The sequence below is a fragment of the Nocardia arseniciresistens genome, assembly GCF_046764875.1.
Lineage (GTDB): Bacteria > Actinomycetota > Actinomycetes > Mycobacteriales > Mycobacteriaceae > Nocardia > Nocardia arseniciresistens.
Genome location: NZ_JBKORD010000009.1, coordinates 274,720 through 289,512, shown reverse-complemented (window position 1 = coordinate 289,512; position 14,793 = coordinate 274,720). Strand labels below are relative to the sequence as shown.

Annotated in this window: 13 protein-coding genes; 4 read left to right on the top strand and 9 right to left on the bottom strand. The window is 64.2% G+C overall.

Annotated features, from left to right (window positions below; genetic code table 11):
* The first annotated feature begins 389 nt into the window (after window positions 1-389).
* A complete protein-coding gene (locus tag ACLMAJ_RS18960; RefSeq protein WP_412015056.1) occupies window positions 390-2,843 on the top strand; it encodes an FHA domain-containing protein in 2,454 nt (817 codons plus the stop codon).
* Window positions 2,844-2,947: 104 nt separating this feature from the next.
* On the opposite strand, the gene ACLMAJ_RS18955 is transcribed toward ACLMAJ_RS18960, so the two are convergent.
* The 4 genes from ACLMAJ_RS18955 to ACLMAJ_RS18940 all read right to left on the bottom strand — a co-directional run bounded on the left by ACLMAJ_RS18955 (window position 2,948) and on the right by ACLMAJ_RS18940 (window position 7,168).
* Window positions 2,948-3,682, bottom strand: a complete 735-nt coding sequence (locus tag ACLMAJ_RS18955; RefSeq protein ID WP_412015055.1) for a thioesterase II family protein — start codon at window positions 3,680-3,682, stop codon at window positions 2,948-2,950.
* 51 nt (window positions 3,683-3,733) lie between these two features.
* On the bottom strand, window positions 3,734-4,603 hold the full coding sequence (locus tag ACLMAJ_RS18950; RefSeq protein WP_412015054.1) for a class I SAM-dependent methyltransferase: 870 nt from the start codon (window positions 4,601-4,603) through the stop codon (window positions 3,734-3,736).
* Window positions 4,604-4,662: 59 nt separating this feature from the next.
* Complete coding sequence (locus tag ACLMAJ_RS18945; RefSeq protein WP_412015053.1) at window positions 4,663-5,907, bottom strand: cytochrome P450; 1,245 nt, start codon at window positions 5,905-5,907, stop codon at window positions 4,663-4,665.
* A 253-nt stretch (window positions 5,908-6,160) separates the two neighbouring features.
* Window positions 6,161-7,168: a hypothetical protein gene (locus tag ACLMAJ_RS18940; RefSeq protein ID WP_412015052.1), complete on the bottom strand. Its 1,008-nt coding sequence runs from the start codon at window positions 7,166-7,168 to the stop codon at window positions 6,161-6,163.
* 117 nt (window positions 7,169-7,285) lie between these two features.
* On the opposite strand from ACLMAJ_RS18940, the gene ACLMAJ_RS18935 reads away from it, so the two are divergent.
* Entirely contained in the window at window positions 7,286-7,411 is a 126-nt protein-coding gene (locus ACLMAJ_RS18935) for a hypothetical protein (protein WP_412015051.1), read from the top strand.
* 36 nt (window positions 7,412-7,447) lie between these two features.
* Here the strand turns inward: ACLMAJ_RS18935 and ACLMAJ_RS18930 are convergent, their stop codons facing one another.
* The 3 genes from ACLMAJ_RS18930 to ACLMAJ_RS18920 all read right to left on the bottom strand — a co-directional run bounded on the left by ACLMAJ_RS18930 (window position 7,448) and on the right by ACLMAJ_RS18920 (window position 9,950).
* On the bottom strand, window positions 7,448-8,353 hold the full coding sequence (locus ACLMAJ_RS18930; RefSeq protein ID WP_412015050.1) for a toxin glutamine deamidase domain-containing protein: 906 nt from the start codon (window positions 8,351-8,353) through the stop codon (window positions 7,448-7,450).
* A 164-nt stretch (window positions 8,354-8,517) separates the two neighbouring features.
* Window positions 8,518-9,360, bottom strand: coding sequence for an alpha/beta hydrolase (locus ACLMAJ_RS18925; RefSeq protein WP_412015049.1), 843 nt, complete (start codon window positions 9,358-9,360; stop codon window positions 8,518-8,520).
* Window positions 9,360-9,950 carry a TetR/AcrR family transcriptional regulator gene (locus ACLMAJ_RS18920; protein ID WP_412015048.1) on the bottom strand — a complete coding sequence of 197 codons (591 nt, stop codon included), beginning with the start codon at window positions 9,948-9,950 and terminating at the stop codon, window positions 9,360-9,362. Before ACLMAJ_RS18920 ends, ACLMAJ_RS18925 begins: the two co-directional genes overlap by 1 nt.
* Window positions 9,951-10,101: 151 nt before the next feature.
* Between ACLMAJ_RS18920 and ACLMAJ_RS18915 the strand changes: the two genes are divergently transcribed.
* The gene (locus tag ACLMAJ_RS18915) at window positions 10,102-10,935 is read left to right on the top strand and encodes an alpha/beta fold hydrolase (protein WP_412015047.1); all 834 of its coding nucleotides are present in this window, start codon (window positions 10,102-10,104) and stop codon (window positions 10,933-10,935) included.
* Between the two features lie 215 nt (window positions 10,936-11,150).
* Here ACLMAJ_RS18915 and ACLMAJ_RS18910 read toward each other — a convergent pair whose 3' ends face one another.
* The gene (locus ACLMAJ_RS18910; protein ID WP_412015046.1) at window positions 11,151-12,383 is read right to left on the bottom strand and encodes a cytochrome P450 family protein; all 1,233 of its coding nucleotides are present in this window, start codon (window positions 12,381-12,383) and stop codon (window positions 11,151-11,153) included.
* Window positions 12,384-12,393: 10 nt separating this feature from the next.
* Entirely contained in the window at window positions 12,394-13,668 is a 1,275-nt protein-coding gene (locus ACLMAJ_RS18905) for a cytochrome P450 family protein (RefSeq protein WP_412015045.1), read from the bottom strand.
* Between the two features lie 354 nt (window positions 13,669-14,022).
* Between ACLMAJ_RS18905 and ACLMAJ_RS18900 the strand changes: the two genes are divergently transcribed.
* Window positions 14,023-14,760: an SDR family NAD(P)-dependent oxidoreductase gene (locus tag ACLMAJ_RS18900; protein ID WP_412015044.1), complete on the top strand. Its 738-nt coding sequence runs from the start codon at window positions 14,023-14,025 to the stop codon at window positions 14,758-14,760.
* Window positions 14,761-14,793: the final 33 nt, after the last annotated feature.

Here is a 14,793-nt window from a genome sequence, read left to right as displayed (position 1 = left end):
CACCGCGATACGCGCATTACAGCGAGTTCGTATCGGACTGGTTGCTGCCGGTCACCACAGCGCGAATCGGCGGCAACAACAGGCAAGGCCAATCCACGAATCACCGGCACCGTTGCCGCGGACATGCCGGCCGCGTCCGGCGCGGGGCAAACAGGGATGTCGAAAATTTGCGATCACCAACATCCCTGTCCCGTAGATGGTGCCGGTTCGCTGGCTACCGCATATACGGAATCGATGGCGGCATCGGATCTTCGACATATGTGACACGCATCGGCTCGTTCGGTTCGGCTGCCCCTTTGAGGCGCCCCCGCATGAGGCCCTGGGGCGGAAACCGTGCCCAATATCGCGGGGTAGCCAACCATTTGCAGTGACAGTCGTATACTCGCGATATGGCGGATGAATCGTCCTCCACGGAATTCTCCGAGACGCCGATTCTTGTGGTGCAGACCAGGGAACGCGTCTATCGGCTACGTGCCGGGGGCGCATACCATGTCGGTCGCGATCCGACGTCCGACATTGTTGTGACCGATCCGCGCACATCTTCGTTGCATGCCGTCCTGGAGCGGGGTGCAGACGGTTGGGAAATCGAGGACGCCGGTAGCCTCAACGGCATCTTTTTCGCGGGCCATCGCGTCGACCGGATGACGATCGACCGAGACGAGACGTTTCAGCTCGGGCACGCCGTGGACGGCGAGCAGCTGGCCTGCTCGGTGGAAGCGCAACCCGGCAACGAGTCCGGTGGCGATATGGCGGGAGACACGATCGTCGTCCCCGATCCCGGCTACAACCTCGACGATGAAGCAACGGTCGAGTATCGGCCGGGCCGGCCCAGGGGAGTGTCGCGGTCGTCACCTCCGGCGGCCCACCCCAGCACGGTCGTCCGGATCACATCGCCCACGCTTCGGATCGGGCGCGCCGCCGACAACGACATCGTCGTGCCCGACCTCATGGTCTCTCGCCATCATGCCGAACTGCAGGTGATCGCCGAAGGCAGGTATCGAGTCGTCGACCTCGACAGCCACAACGGCACCTACGTCAACGGCCATCGCATCGACGCCGCGGACCTGTCCGAATCCGACTTGATCGGCATGGGGCACACCACCTACCGACTCGTCGGCAACGAACTGCGCGAGTCCGTCGACACCGGTGACATCTCGGTCTGCGTGCAAAACCTCATCGTGCGGACCCCCGAGGGCAAGGTACTCCTCGACGATGTGACCTTCCCTATCCCGCAGCGCTCGCTCGTCGGGGTCATCGGACCCAGCGGAGCGGGCAAGTCGACCTTGTTGGGCGCGGTCACCGGGCTGCGGCCCGCGACCGAGGGGACCGTCCGCTACGACGGACGCGACCTGTACACCGATTACGATGAGCTCCGGCACCGGATCGGGCTCGTTCCGCAGGAGGACATCCTGCACAATCAGCTTCCGACGCGACGTGCCCTGCTCTACGCGGCCGAACTGCGCTTCCCCGGTGACACACGCGGCGAGGAGCGCGAACAGCGAGTCGACGAAGTCCTTGACGAACTCGGTTTGACGCGGCACGCCGACACCCGCATCGATCGGCTCTCCGGCGGGCAACGCAAACGGGTGAGCGTGGCTCTGGAGTTGCTGACCAAACCGTCTCTGTTATTCCTCGACGAACCGACCTCCGGCCTGGACCCGGGCCTGGACAAGACGGTCATGGAAATGCTGTCCGAACTGGCCCACGACGGGCGCACCGTCATCGTCGTCACCCACAGCGTGGCGAATCTCGATTCGTGCGACCGCCTGCTGGTTCTGGTGCCTGGTGGCAGGCTGGCCTATTACGGACCGCCCGCAGAGGGGTTGCAGGAATTCGGGCAGCGCACCTGGGCCGAGGTGTTCCAGGCATTCGATCGGGAGGAGGACCGCGACTGGGCCGGTGAGTTCCGGGGCTCCCCGCGCTTCGAGAACTACGTCGATGTCGGGCCGATTGACGACGTCGGACAGGCGGAAGTGCAGCGCCCACCGGCACCGCCGCCCGCGCCGCAGTCCAAGCTCAGCCAGCTCAGCACACTGTGCAGGCGCTACTTGGCGGTGATCGCCTCGGACCGCAGCTATTTGGCGTTACTCGGCGTAATGCCGCTGCTGCTAGGCGGTTTGATCGCTGCGATCCCATCGGGCGAGGGGTTCATCGGGGCACCGGGAACCAACACCGACGCCCCGACCAAGCTCATGATCTTGATATTCGGTGCTTGCTTCGTCGGCACCGGCAACTCGATTCGCGAGATCGTCAAGGAACAGACGATCTACCACAGAGAACGCGCGGCGGGCCTGTCGGCCGGAGTCTATTTGATGTCGAAACTGCTGGTCTTGGGTGTGATCACCATCCTTCAGGCGGTGGTGTTGTTCCTGATCGGCACTATCGGTGAGAGTTTCCCGCCGAAAGGGATATTCACCTCGGTCGAGTTGGAATTGATCTTGGCGATGGCGATGCTGGGCATCGCGTCGCTGGCGATGGGCTTGCTGGTGTCGGTCTCGGTGAACACCTCGGAAAAGACACTGCCGTTGCTGATCGTGCTGTCGATGGCACAACTCGTGCTCACCGGCGGTCTGGTGCGGCTGCCCGGCACGCCCGTTCTGCAACAGCTGTCCTACCTGTCACCGTCTCGCTGGGGCTACGGCGCTGGAGCGGCCAGTCTCGACCTGGACACCCTCTCACCGCACGATGGTGGACCCGACCCGCTGTGGAAACACACCCTCGGCACGTGGCTGCTCGACATGGGAGTCGTCGCGGGACTGGGAGTCGTCTTCCTCGCGCTGGCCTGGTACCGCCTGTACCAGCTGCGTCCACGACGCCGTGGTGCCCGCCGTGCGAGGCTTTGACGCCCAGCGACGCGAACCGCTGGCTCGACGGCCAGCCGGCTTGCGCAGGTCAACGGCGCGTAGGTAAGTGTGTGCAGCCGCTACCACGTGAGCACAGACACGCTCTAGCTCGACAGCGCTCGAGCGCAATGATCGCGGATCAACTGTCCGATCGGCCCACAATTCGAATCGATGAAGAAATGACCGCCTGGAAATGATTTCGCGAAGAAGCTTCCGGTGGTGTGCGAGCCCCATACCTGGATTTCCGCGAGACTCGCATCTGGGTCACGATCGCCGACAATTGCGACGATAGGGCTGCTGATCATCGCGGCCGTACCGCACTCGTAGGTCTCGATGGCCCGGTAGTCGTTCCTGACGATCGACAGGATCAACTCTCGAAATTCAGGATCCTCGAGCAACGCTGGTGGTGTACCGCCGGACCGCAGTAGGTGCTCACCGAGTTCTCGATCGCTCAGCAGGTGCATTCGCAGCTCGGGTACCGTCGCTGAAGGCGCGCGACGGCCGGAAGCGAATAGAACCCTCGCGCTCGCTCCCAATTCGTGCTCGAGCCGCCTGCATGCCTCGAAAGCTACGACAGATCCCATACTGTGCCCGAACAAGGAGAAAGCCTGGGCACCGTCGACCGCTTCTATCAGCTCGGGCAGCAAGCCATCGACGAGGTCGGAGATATTCCCCACCAGCGGTTCACGTCTTCTATCCTGTCGCCCCGGATACTGAACAGCGAGAACCTCATACTCTGCGCCCACGTATTCGGCCAATGGCCCGAAGGATATGGCGGAGCCGCCTGCGTGCGGAAAGCAGACCAATTTATGGGATCCCTCCCGCGGCGGGGGAGACATGCGACGTAGCCAGTTATTTCCCATAGGGGGAGCGCCTTTCGTTACGGTGAGCTAGAGGCTCGATGGAGTGTGCTCGAGCCGCACCACCGCACTCCAAGGCTTCCACGAATTCTCGAGCGGCTTGCGGGGATCCGGCTGTGGGAAGAGTGTGAACGGCTTCATGAACCAGGGCAGCCGGTTGAACCGGTGTGCCGCCGGGACAAGAGGTTCCACCTCGTCGGCCGTCCAGCCGAGGTCGGTGAAGAAGCCGAGCGGGTCGACCGGACCGAACTGCCATGGGGCGTTGGCCAGCAGTTCGGTGGTGGCCTTACCCATTCGCTTCACAATCGCCTTGTTATTGACATCCAGTGCCCACCAAGCGATTTCAGGGCGATTCAGCGCGGCGGCCAAGCTGACGACTTCGTCGTCGCTGAGGTAGTAGATCAGCCCCTCGGTGAGCACCAGCGCCCGCTGCGCACCCGAGAGGGCCTTGTCGAGGAACTGCTGCCGCGCCGCTGGATCGGCGAGATCCACCGCTGTGCGGGTGAGCGCACAGCGCGGTGACTCCCCGGTCAGCAGCGTGTTCTTCTCGGCGACCAATTCGGGGAGATCGGCCTCGATCCACCGGAGTTCGGCAGGCAGCTCCAGCCGGTACGGGCGGGTATCCATACCCGCGGCCATATTGACCACCAGATCGCAGCCCTGCGCGATGGCCTTCAGTATCAGGTCGTCGATGAGTTTGGTCCGAGTGACCAGGCTCCAGCCATTGAGCATCAATCGCGGCGTGCGGGCGGCTATGGCGCGGCCCCGCTCCCCGGCGGCACGGTCGGCGAGGGGATCGTGGAAGAGGGCGTCGGGGCGGGCGGATTCGGCAGCCCGGAAGGCGGCCACCCAGCGGGCGGTGTCGGAAACATTGGCAACGAGTTCAGCGCTCTCTTCCACCAGCGCAGTCTTACATAGCAAGCGAAACGATGCCCAAATGGTTGCCGGCCAGCGCACACTCAATCGGTAACGGTAATCGGGAGGCGCTCGAGGCCTCGGGCCCAGATCGTCGGCCGCCAGGTCAGTTCGTCCTCTCCGATCGCCAGGCCGAAATCGCCTAGTCGTGTGAGCAGCGTTTCGAACGCGACCTCGCTCTCCACGATGGCGAACGGTGCGCCGAGGCAGTAGGTGATGCCGCGGCCGAAGTCGAGATGCTCGGCTTTGTGCGGCCGATCCAACCGGAACACCCCAGGGTCCGGAAACTTCTCGGGGTCGCGGTTGGCAGCACCGAACAGCGCGACCAGTGACTCGCCTGCGGCCAAGTCCACCTCTCCCAACCGAGTCGCCTTCGCGGTCTGCCGCGGAACATAGGTGACCGGCGAGTCGTACCGAAGCGTCTCGGTGACAACATCGGCGACCCGCTCCGACTCCCGGCGCACCAGTTCGAGTTCTCCGGGATGCCGTAACAACGCAAGCAGGCCATTGCCGACGAGGTTGGTGACATTCTCGTGCCCCGCGATGAGCAGCGTCACCGCGAGGCTGATGAGTTCGCGTTCGCTGAGCCGCTCACCCTGCTCCTCCGCGTTCAACAGTTCGCTGAGCAGATCCTCACCTCGGTGCCTGCGTCGCAAAGAGATCAGGGCGAGAAAGTAGCCCTTGAACAACGCGGCCGCCTCGATACCTCGCGCCCGAACCTCGTCCGAGATGACGAAGTCGACGGTCGGAGTGATGTCATTGGTCCACGAGCGCAGCATCTCCCGATCCTCCGGCGGCACCCCGAGTATCTCGCACACCACCTGCAACGGCAGCGGGTAGGCGAAGTCCGAGATGACATCGAAGGTGTCACCGCCCCGGGCAATAGCGTCGTCGAGGAGTCCGGCGGCCAACTCCCGCATCCTCGGTCGCAGCCGCTCGGCTTTCTCGCGCGTGAACGATCCCGCGACCAGACGCCGCAACCGGGTGTGATCGGGTGGGTCGAGCGCGAACATGAACCGGCCCATCACATCGTTCAGGCTGTTCTGTCCGAAATTGCGAGCCAATACCTCGGCGAAGTCGCCGCGTACGAAGGTTCGGTGATCACGCAGCAGCTGATCAATATCGGCGAACCTGGTGAGAAATCGCAGGCCGTTGATACCGCGATGAGCCGGATCCAGCGTACGGAGCCGGTCGAACCACGGGTAGGGATCTCTGATCACCTCCGGTCGCGCCGGGTCGAACTCGTCCAAGCGCGGATCAAAGTCCAACGCCGCCAAAATGCCTGTCACAATAAACCTTTCCCACATATCGAGCTGCGGAGCCAGGCGCACAGATTCCGGTCGAACGACGGCCGATCAGCTACCCGCGGACCTCGATACATGATCCCTCGAGCAGCGTATTTCCGCAGTGCGGACCGAATGGCCGAACTAGGACGTCGATCGTCGCCAATCGGCCACAGCGGGCTCGTCGCGCCGTTGCGTATCGGCTGGTTCGGCAGCCCCGCGTATATGGCTGTTCGAAAGATGTTATCTACCAGGTGTTTCAGCGCATCGAGTGTTGGTCGATCAACGTTTGGTACAGCGTGAATGCGGGCTTGGGGTAGTAGTCGTCGGTGGTGATGCCCAGTTGGTTGATGGGGTCGGGGGCGGCGGAGTTGGTGTCGCGTAGCGCGAAGAGTTCGTAGTGGGTGATGTTGTGGGTGGGAGCGGTGTCGATGATTGTTTCGATCATTTGCTCGAGGCTGTCGGCTTGGTGGCGGGGGGAGCGGGTTGGGCCGGTAGGGGTGCCGTTTTCGGCTATGTGCAGGGGGACGGAGTCGAGATGAGCTGTCGGGAGAGTGGTTTCGCGTAGGTCGCGGATGGCTCGCTCGGTGAGTTCGATGATGTTGCCCGGGGTGCCTGCGGGGGATACGAAGGAGAAGGCGTCGGGGTAGAGGGCTAGGCCGATGTAGTCGATGTGGTCGGCGAAGTCTGGTTCGGGGATCTTGGCGAGGTGTTGCCAGAAGTCGTCGTCGCCACCCGGCCGGTCCGGTGGTTCGGCTACGGAGAAGCCGAGATCGATGTGGTTGTGGCCGATGTGGTTCAGTTCGCGGCGGGCGTGCGCGATGCCTTGGGTGAGCGCGTCGAGGACGCCGGGGGAGCTGCCGTCGATCCAGGGGATGGGGAAATTGGGTTCCAGGGTGATCTGGAGGAAGCGAGTGATGGGTGCGTAGCGGTGGATTGCGCGGTCGATGAAGGCCAGCCAGCCGGGGATGTCTGCTGTGGTCGGGAGGTAGCTGAGGACCAGGTCGAGTTGGCGGCGGTCGCTCACGTACCACTCGTCGGGCATGGTGAGGTTGCGCAATTCGCGTTCCGGATCCACGACGGCGACCCGTTCGGGCTCGGGATCGGCGCCGAGGTAGTGCAGATATTCACGGATGACGAATGGTTTGCCGGACTGCAATGCGGTGACGAGTTCGTCGATCGCCGCGGGGTCGTCGGGGGCTCCGATGCTGGTGCCTGCCTGGCTTGCGGCGTAGATGCCGAAGGTCAAACCTTTGTTGGCGCGCATACAGCAACCCTAGGCCGAGGTCGGGCCGGAACCCGCGAACCGAGGGCGAAATCGGTCCATCCGAATGCAGTAGTACAAAATCTATACAAAGCGTATCGGGACGAGACCGATGCGGGAATGATGACCGCCCAGGTGCGGATGGAAATTCTCGGCGGCGGGCCGGATAACGGCCACATCGACGACACCACCAAGGCCGTATACGCCCGTTACAACATCGGTGAACTGACCGGACACCCTGACTGACGCCGTCCAGATCACGACCGTCAACGAGTTGACTCCTCACGTCGTGGGACCGGACGCTCCCTCGCTTCCTATCTGGTTCGGGCGGGGGCCGTGGTAGCGCTGCGCATTCGAGCAACGCGCGACCGGATCGAAAGCCGCGCTGCGGCGAATGCTGTCATGCATTCCTGTCGGGAGTCGGGAACACGACGTAGTGTCCCCGTCGGGAATGATGTTCTCAGCTGTCACGGTTCCCTCCTGGCCGTCGAGATAGTAAATCTCTCCTTCGATGTTGGCGACGTTGTAGTGATGTCCGAAGGCATCGAAATACCGATTGCCTGACATGATCGCGTTTTGACCGGGCTGGGTCAGCCTCGCGGATATCGCTTCATGTATCTCGTGATGGCTGTCGCCTTGGAAGCGTTCCGCCGAGGGCGCGAGGAACTTCTGGGCGCCGCTGGGCCCGGCGACCGCGGGCCTGCGGGCGAGGATATCGCGCACCGCCCATGAGCACTCCATGCAGTTACCCGCTGTACGTGACCTCGTAGGGTTGACCAGTTGTAGCAGTTCGCGTACTTCGGCGAGGGTTGGTGGCTGGTCCCCCATCCGCGACATGATCGTGGCCTGGGCCTCATAGGCACGTCGCATGGCGGCTGCCTCCGTCGATGTCGGCTCATGTGCGTTGCGGATCAATCGAGAAACGCCGGCCGGACGTATCTCGGCGAACGGCACAGCAGCCGATTCGGCCGTCTCCAGACCCGCACTGGCCAGATGTGCCACGCCTTCGCTGTCGGTTCGATCGAAACCGTCCGCCCCTTCGCGCAGGATCCCGGTCTTCGTCCGATAGAAATGGTCCAGGGTGTCGGCGGCAGTGGGACGCCCGGCATCGAAGTCCTTGCCCGTGCCGAGCAAGCCCGTCAATTTTCGGAGCACCGCATCGAGGGCATCGAGTGGCGACGGGCTCATCCCGATCTCAGCAAACTGTCGGCTTTCATATTCCGACTGTCCTACAAGCACCTTGCGGTTGTCTTGTCACCCCCTTGTCGTGACCGGCCGAGTCGGCTCGACTTCGCGTTGCTGCAACTCTGAACCGACGCGGCCCCCTGGCCGTTGCAGTGGCCGGTCCGGTGTCAGATCTTGGCGCTGCGGGCGCCGAGTAGCAGGTTCAGCAGCACTTGTGTGAACGCCTCCGGTTCGTCTGTGAAGCTGTGGCCGCCGGGAAATATCGTCAGTGGCAGGCCGAGGTGTTCTGCAAGGGTCGCGACCGGGCGGTGTGAAAGCGTTCCTCGGGTCAGGTCGCCTGCACCGAGGACGAGGCGGTCGGATACGGCCGCTAGTGCCGCCTCGTCGGGGAGGTAGGAGGTGATCGGGCGGAGTTCGTGTTCCATCATCACCGATGCGTTGGCCACGATCCTGTGGATCATCTCGGCAGTGCGGGGCGGCAGGTCGTCGGGGTTGGGGAAGCCCTTCATGGTGCCGCCGATTCCTTCGACGAACCGGACGCCCGCCGCGGCCACGCCTTCCGTGCGCGAAAGCTGGTAGACCTCCTCGACGAACGCGCGATTCTCCGCTGCTTCGGGCAGGATCGCGAACGCAGGGGGTTCGTGGGCAACCACCAGTCGAATCCGCTCGGGATGCCGGGCGAGCAGCTCGAGCGCGACGGACGCACCGCCGCTGCCGCCGAAGACATACGCGTCTTCGCCTGTGGGAGTGAGATGTTCGAGGACGTGGTAGGCGGCATCGCTCAGCACCTCGGCGGTGATATCGCTGTGCTCCGGAGTGTCGAGAGTGCTGCGTGAGTAACCGCGCGGGTCGATGGCCACGACGGTGAAATGCTCGGCGAGCGGGTCGGCGAGCTGATCGAAGATGGCCGCGTCGCCGCCGCTGCCCGCGAGCATCAACAGCACCGGGCCGCTGCCGCGGATCTCGTAGAAGATGGTCGCACCAGGGACCTTGATGGTGTCGCTTCGCATTACTTCTGCTCCTCGTTATCGGTCGACGGCCACTGTTGGAGTGTGATGTGCAGTGCGTCGATGATGCGTTCCCAGGAAGCTTCGGTCGGTCGGGAATGTCCGAAACCGCCGCTCGCCTCCAAGCTTGTGTAGCCGTGAAAGGTGCTGCGCAGCAAGCGAACCGCATCTGTGAGATCGGGTTCGTCGAGGCCGTAGGCGCGTAGCATTCCGTAGGTCAGATCGACGCCGCGTCGCCAGCCGGGCCATACCGTCGCCACGGCGGGGTTCAGCGGCACCTGGGTCGCCGCGTAGCGACCGGGGTGGGTGAGTGCGTACTGGCGCCAGCCATTGGCGTACGCGGCGAGCGCGTCGCGTCCCGCGAGACCCGCGACCGCATCGGCGATCAGGTCGGTCTTCTCCTCGGCGGCCAGGATGGACACTCGGCCGCGCAGGTCTTTGATGTTCTTGATGTGCGAGTACAGGCTCGCATCCTTGACGTCGAACTTCCGTGCCAGGGCGGACACGGTGATGTTCTCGAAGCCGACCTCGTCTGCCAGCTCGGCCGCCGCGAGGACGATCTTTTCAACCGTGAGACCGGCGCGTGGGGACACGCTCACCTCCTTGCCTAGGAGTCCTAGGTTAAAGCCTAATACTTCTAGGCACAAGTGGGTTTGTCCTGGGGGTATGCACACGGCCGATGAGTTTTCAGGGCGTGCACGGTCAATACATGCACACGTAGGACTACTCCTCGAGGAGAAACCGATGACCCAGATCTCGATCGTCCCCGCTACCGCGGCCGCACTCGATGTGCCCGGCGCGCGTCTGTATTACGAGTTGCGTGGCACCGGACCTCTGGTCGTGCTGGTTGGCGCTCCCATGGACGCGGCGGCCTTCGCGCCGCTCGCGGATTTGATCGCCACCGATCACACCGTCCTCACCACCGACCCGCGCGGCCACCAGAGCAGCGTGCTCGACGACCCGACGCAGGACTCGACCCCGGAATTGCGGGCCGACGACCTCGCGCGCCTGATCGCCCACGTCGACGCGGGGCCGGCCGTGGTCCTCGGTTCCAGTGGCGGCGCTATCACCGTGCTGGCCTTGGCTCGAGCACACCCCGATCTGGTCACCACGGTCGTTGCGCACGAACCGCCGTTACTCGCGCTGCTCGACGATCGCGCGCAGCAGCATGCGAAAACCGATGACATCATCGCCACCTACAAGTCCGGCGACAGGCTGGGCGCCTGGCGGAAGTTCATGGCGCAGGCCAACCTTCAGATGCCGGAACCGGTGTTCCAGCAGGTGTTCGGTGGCGAACCCGAGCCGCGCCAGCAGGCGAGCGAGAGTTACTGGTTCGCGCACGAACTGCGCCAGAGCACCTCATGGGAACCCGATGTGGCGGCGCTGCGCGCGACGGCCACACGTGTCGTGCTCGGTCTCGGTGCGGATTCGGCCGGACAGCTGTGTGAGCGAACGGTCAACGCGCTGGGAGCGTCGATCGGCGTCGATCCGGTGTTGTTTCCCGGCGGCCATACCGGTTTCGTGGAGGACCCGGCCGCCTTCGAGCCCCGGTTACGTGAGGTGCTGTGGGGGGAATGACCGGCGCGGCACCACCTACGTCAGTCCGCGAATTAACTCCGCAAGGTCGGCAAGGCCGGGAACCATTACGCGACAACGCGGTCACGCTCTTCGTCCCATGAGCCCTCTACTGGCGCCTGCTGCTGCCCTGAGCGGATATGGCCGCCCGGCGGATGAATTCGGGTTACCCGGACGCGGTGGGGTGCCCCCTCGGTGACACCCCACTCGAGAACGTTCTACTCCGCGGACTCCAGATACACCGGCAGCGTCGCGTGCCCGTTGGAGATGAAGCTCCCCACCGGCGCCAACTCGGCCGGGTCCACGGCGAAACGCAGGTTCGGGAAGCGGTGGAACAGAGCGGGTAACGCGATCGCCGCCTCCATACGGGCGAGGGGAGCGCCGATGCAATGGTGAGCGCCGTGGCCGAAGGCGATGTGCTGGTCCTTGGTCGGGCGATGCACGTCGAACTCGTCGGCGGTCGCGCCGTGCACCTCCGGGTCGCGGCTCGCGCCCGCGTACGAGGCAAGGATCGCCTCGCCCTTGGGGATACGGATGCCGTCGACGTCGATATCGTCGACGGCATAACGCAATGGCAGGTGCGCGACGGGCGCCTGGTAGCGCAGTGTTTCCTCAACCAGATCCGACCAGGGCACGCGGCCTTCGAGTACGTCGGAACGCTGTCCCGGATGGGTCAGCAGCGCGAAGATCGCCTGGTCGAGCAGGTTGACCGTGGTTTCGTGCCCGGCGTTGATGACCAGCATCAGCGTGTCGACGAGTTCTTTCTCGGTCAGCCGCGAGCCGTCGTCCTCGTCGCGGGTCGCGATCAACACGGTGGTGATGTCGTCGCCCGGCGTCTCCCGCCGGTAGGCGACGAGTTCGCTGATGAGCCCGTACATTTCGATGTAGTTCGCCTGCGCCTGCTCGGATGTGAACGAGCCGTCGAAGAACCCGTCGACGCACTTGTGGATGCCGGGGCCGAGGTGGTCGGGCACACCCATCAGCTCGCTGATCACCTGGATCGGCACCGGATAGGCGAATTGCGCACGCAGGTCGACATATTCGCCCGGCGGCAGCGCGGCAAGCCGTTCGATCAATTCTTCCGTGATCGCCTCGATGCGCGGACGCAACGCGACGGTACGGTGGTGGGTGAACGCGGGCGCCACCAACCTCCGCAGGCGTCGATGATCGGCGCCGTAGGAGGTGAACATATTGTCCGCCACCACCCAGGGCAGCAACGGCCATGCCTCGGTGATCTCGCCGTTCAGGAACGCCGCCCAGTGCTGTCGAGGGTCCTTCGACACGCGCGGGTCGGCCAGCAGGCTTCGTAGCGTGACAGCATCGGTCACCGACCATGCCGGCACGCCGCCGGGCAACTCCACCAGCGCGACAGGACCGCGCGCACGGATCCGCGCGGACTCACCTTGGATGTCGGCACCACTCGCATCGAGGACGATCGGTTCAGGCTCCATCAGACGCTCCTTACATCAGGTTCAACGGAGGGGACTTGGGGAAGCTGACCGGCAATGCCGCCATGGCTCGGTGAAAAGGCCCCGGCCGCCAGACCAATTCGTTTTGCGGCACGGCCAGTTGTATCTCGGGGAGCGCGTCGAGCAGCTGATCGATGGCGTCCTGCACAACCAGGTATGCCACGGACTTCGCGGGACAGGCATGCGGGCCCGTGCTCCACGCCAGATGCGAGCGATTGCCCGCGCGGTCGCCACCGCGGATCTCTGGGTCGTTGTTGCAGCCCGCGAGGCTGATGAGGACCGGCTGATGTGCGGGCAGCCAGGTGTTATCGATCAGGATCGGCTGACGTGGGTAGCTCATGCAGAAGTTCGCTATGGGTGGGTTGTTGAACAGCACCTCATCGAGCGCGTCACGCGTCGATAGGCTCCCGCCCAGGATCTCACCACCGAACCGATCGTCGGTGAGCATCAGCAGCAGGGTGTTGATGATCAGATTCTGCTGCGGTTCGATGCCCGCACCATAGAAGCTGATCAGCTGGGAGAGCATCTCCGTGTCATCGAGTTCGGCGGGGTGATGCGCCAGGCGTGAGGTGACGTCGTCGCCGGGTTCCTTGCGCCGCAGATGGGTCAGCTCCAACAGCGCCTCGCTGAGGGTCTGCATACCCCATGCGGCATTGACGGTGTCGAACAGCGCGGCCATGCCGGTCGCGACCCGCTGCCCGATCTCGGTCGGGCAGCCGACCATTTGATTGAGCAGCTCGAACACCAGCGGCAGCGCGTACTGGGATACCAGGTCGGCCTGGCCGGTCTCGCAGAAGTTGTTGATCAGCGGGGTGGCGACCTTCTCGACAGTGGAATGCAGTGCGTGCAGATCGATTCCGTCGATGCTCGCGGTGTAGGCCTGCCGATAACGCTGATGGGCCAACCCGGTGTTGCGCAGCGCGTTCGGGTACCACTCCATCATCGGCTTGATGGGAGAGTCCGCGGGAATGTGCTGCTGCCAGACCCGCGGATCGGCGGGAAAATGGTCGGGATCGTTGAGGATCCGCACCGCGGTGTTGTACCCGATAACCAAGGTGGCCGGCACATCCGGCGCCAACTCCATCGGCACCATCGAGCCGTACTGCCTGCGCATCTCGCTGTAGGCGGCGTGCGGGTCGGCGGCGAACTCAGGGGTATTCAACGAGACACGGGGGCCATCGGTATTGATCGGCGAGCCGTGCGCGACGGGGCAGGTACCAGTCGTTGTGGTGGCCGCGGCCGACAATGGTGAGTGTGGCTTGGTCAAGGCGTGACTCCAGACAGTCGAACAGGCAACGAAAGACCTCGTCGAGGACCGGAGTTCTGGTGAGGCACACCGAAGTCTCACCATCGTCACCTCACAGTCCCTGTAGGACAGATGATTTCGACAACCATCGACCGAACAAAGGCAAACCCTTCCAGCCGCCCGAAACCCGACGACTGTCCCAGATTAGCAGCAAGGCGGCGACGGCTCTCCAGATGTCGCATCGGTGCAGGCCATCGGTCCGCGGTGGCAAATATGTTGAGCTGCTATAGATCGCGCGGGCCTTGCCACGGTTGATGGGGATGCCGGAGTCGGCGAACCGTCGTGATGGCAGGCTTGGGGGATGGTGATGAACGAATGAGTCGTGGCGTATTGGTGACCGGAGCGTCGCGGGGGATCGGGCGAGCCATCGCGCGCGCGTTCGCCGATAACGGCGACCGGGTAGCGGTGCACTACTCCTCCGGCAGAGATGACGCCGAAGAGACCTTGCGCGGGTTGGCCGGGACGGGGCATGTGCTCGTCGGTGGCGATATCGGGTCACCGGACGAGGCGGAGGCGATCGTCACCGCGGCCGTCGGCGGACTGGGCACCTTGCATGTTCTCGTCAACAACGCGGCGGTCAATATCCCGCATCCGTTGGCGGAGACCACCTATGCGCAGTGGCAGCGGGCCTGGCGCGCGACCATGGACGTCAACGTGTTGGGCACGGCCAATGTCTCCTACTGCGCGGCCAGGCACATGATCGACCGTGGCGTCGCGGGGCGCATCGTGAACATCGGCTCCCGAGGCGCTTTCCGCGGCGAGCCCGACTATCCCGCCTATGGAGCGAGCAAGGCGGGCGTGCACGCGCTGGGCCAGTCGCTGGCGGTCTACCTGGCCCCCTACGGAATCGCGGTCGTCTCGGTGGCACCCGGTTTTGTGGCGACCGAACGTGTGGTGCACCGCGTCACCGACGAAGTCCGGGGCCAAAGCCCCTTCGACCGAGTCGCCGAGCCGGAAGAAATCGCCTCGGCGGTGCGGTATCTCGCATCCGAGGAAGCCACCTGGTCCTCTGGCGCGGTACTGAATGTCAACGGAGCTTCGTACCTGCACTGACCCGAACGCCTCGAACATGAAAGTACCGCCGCA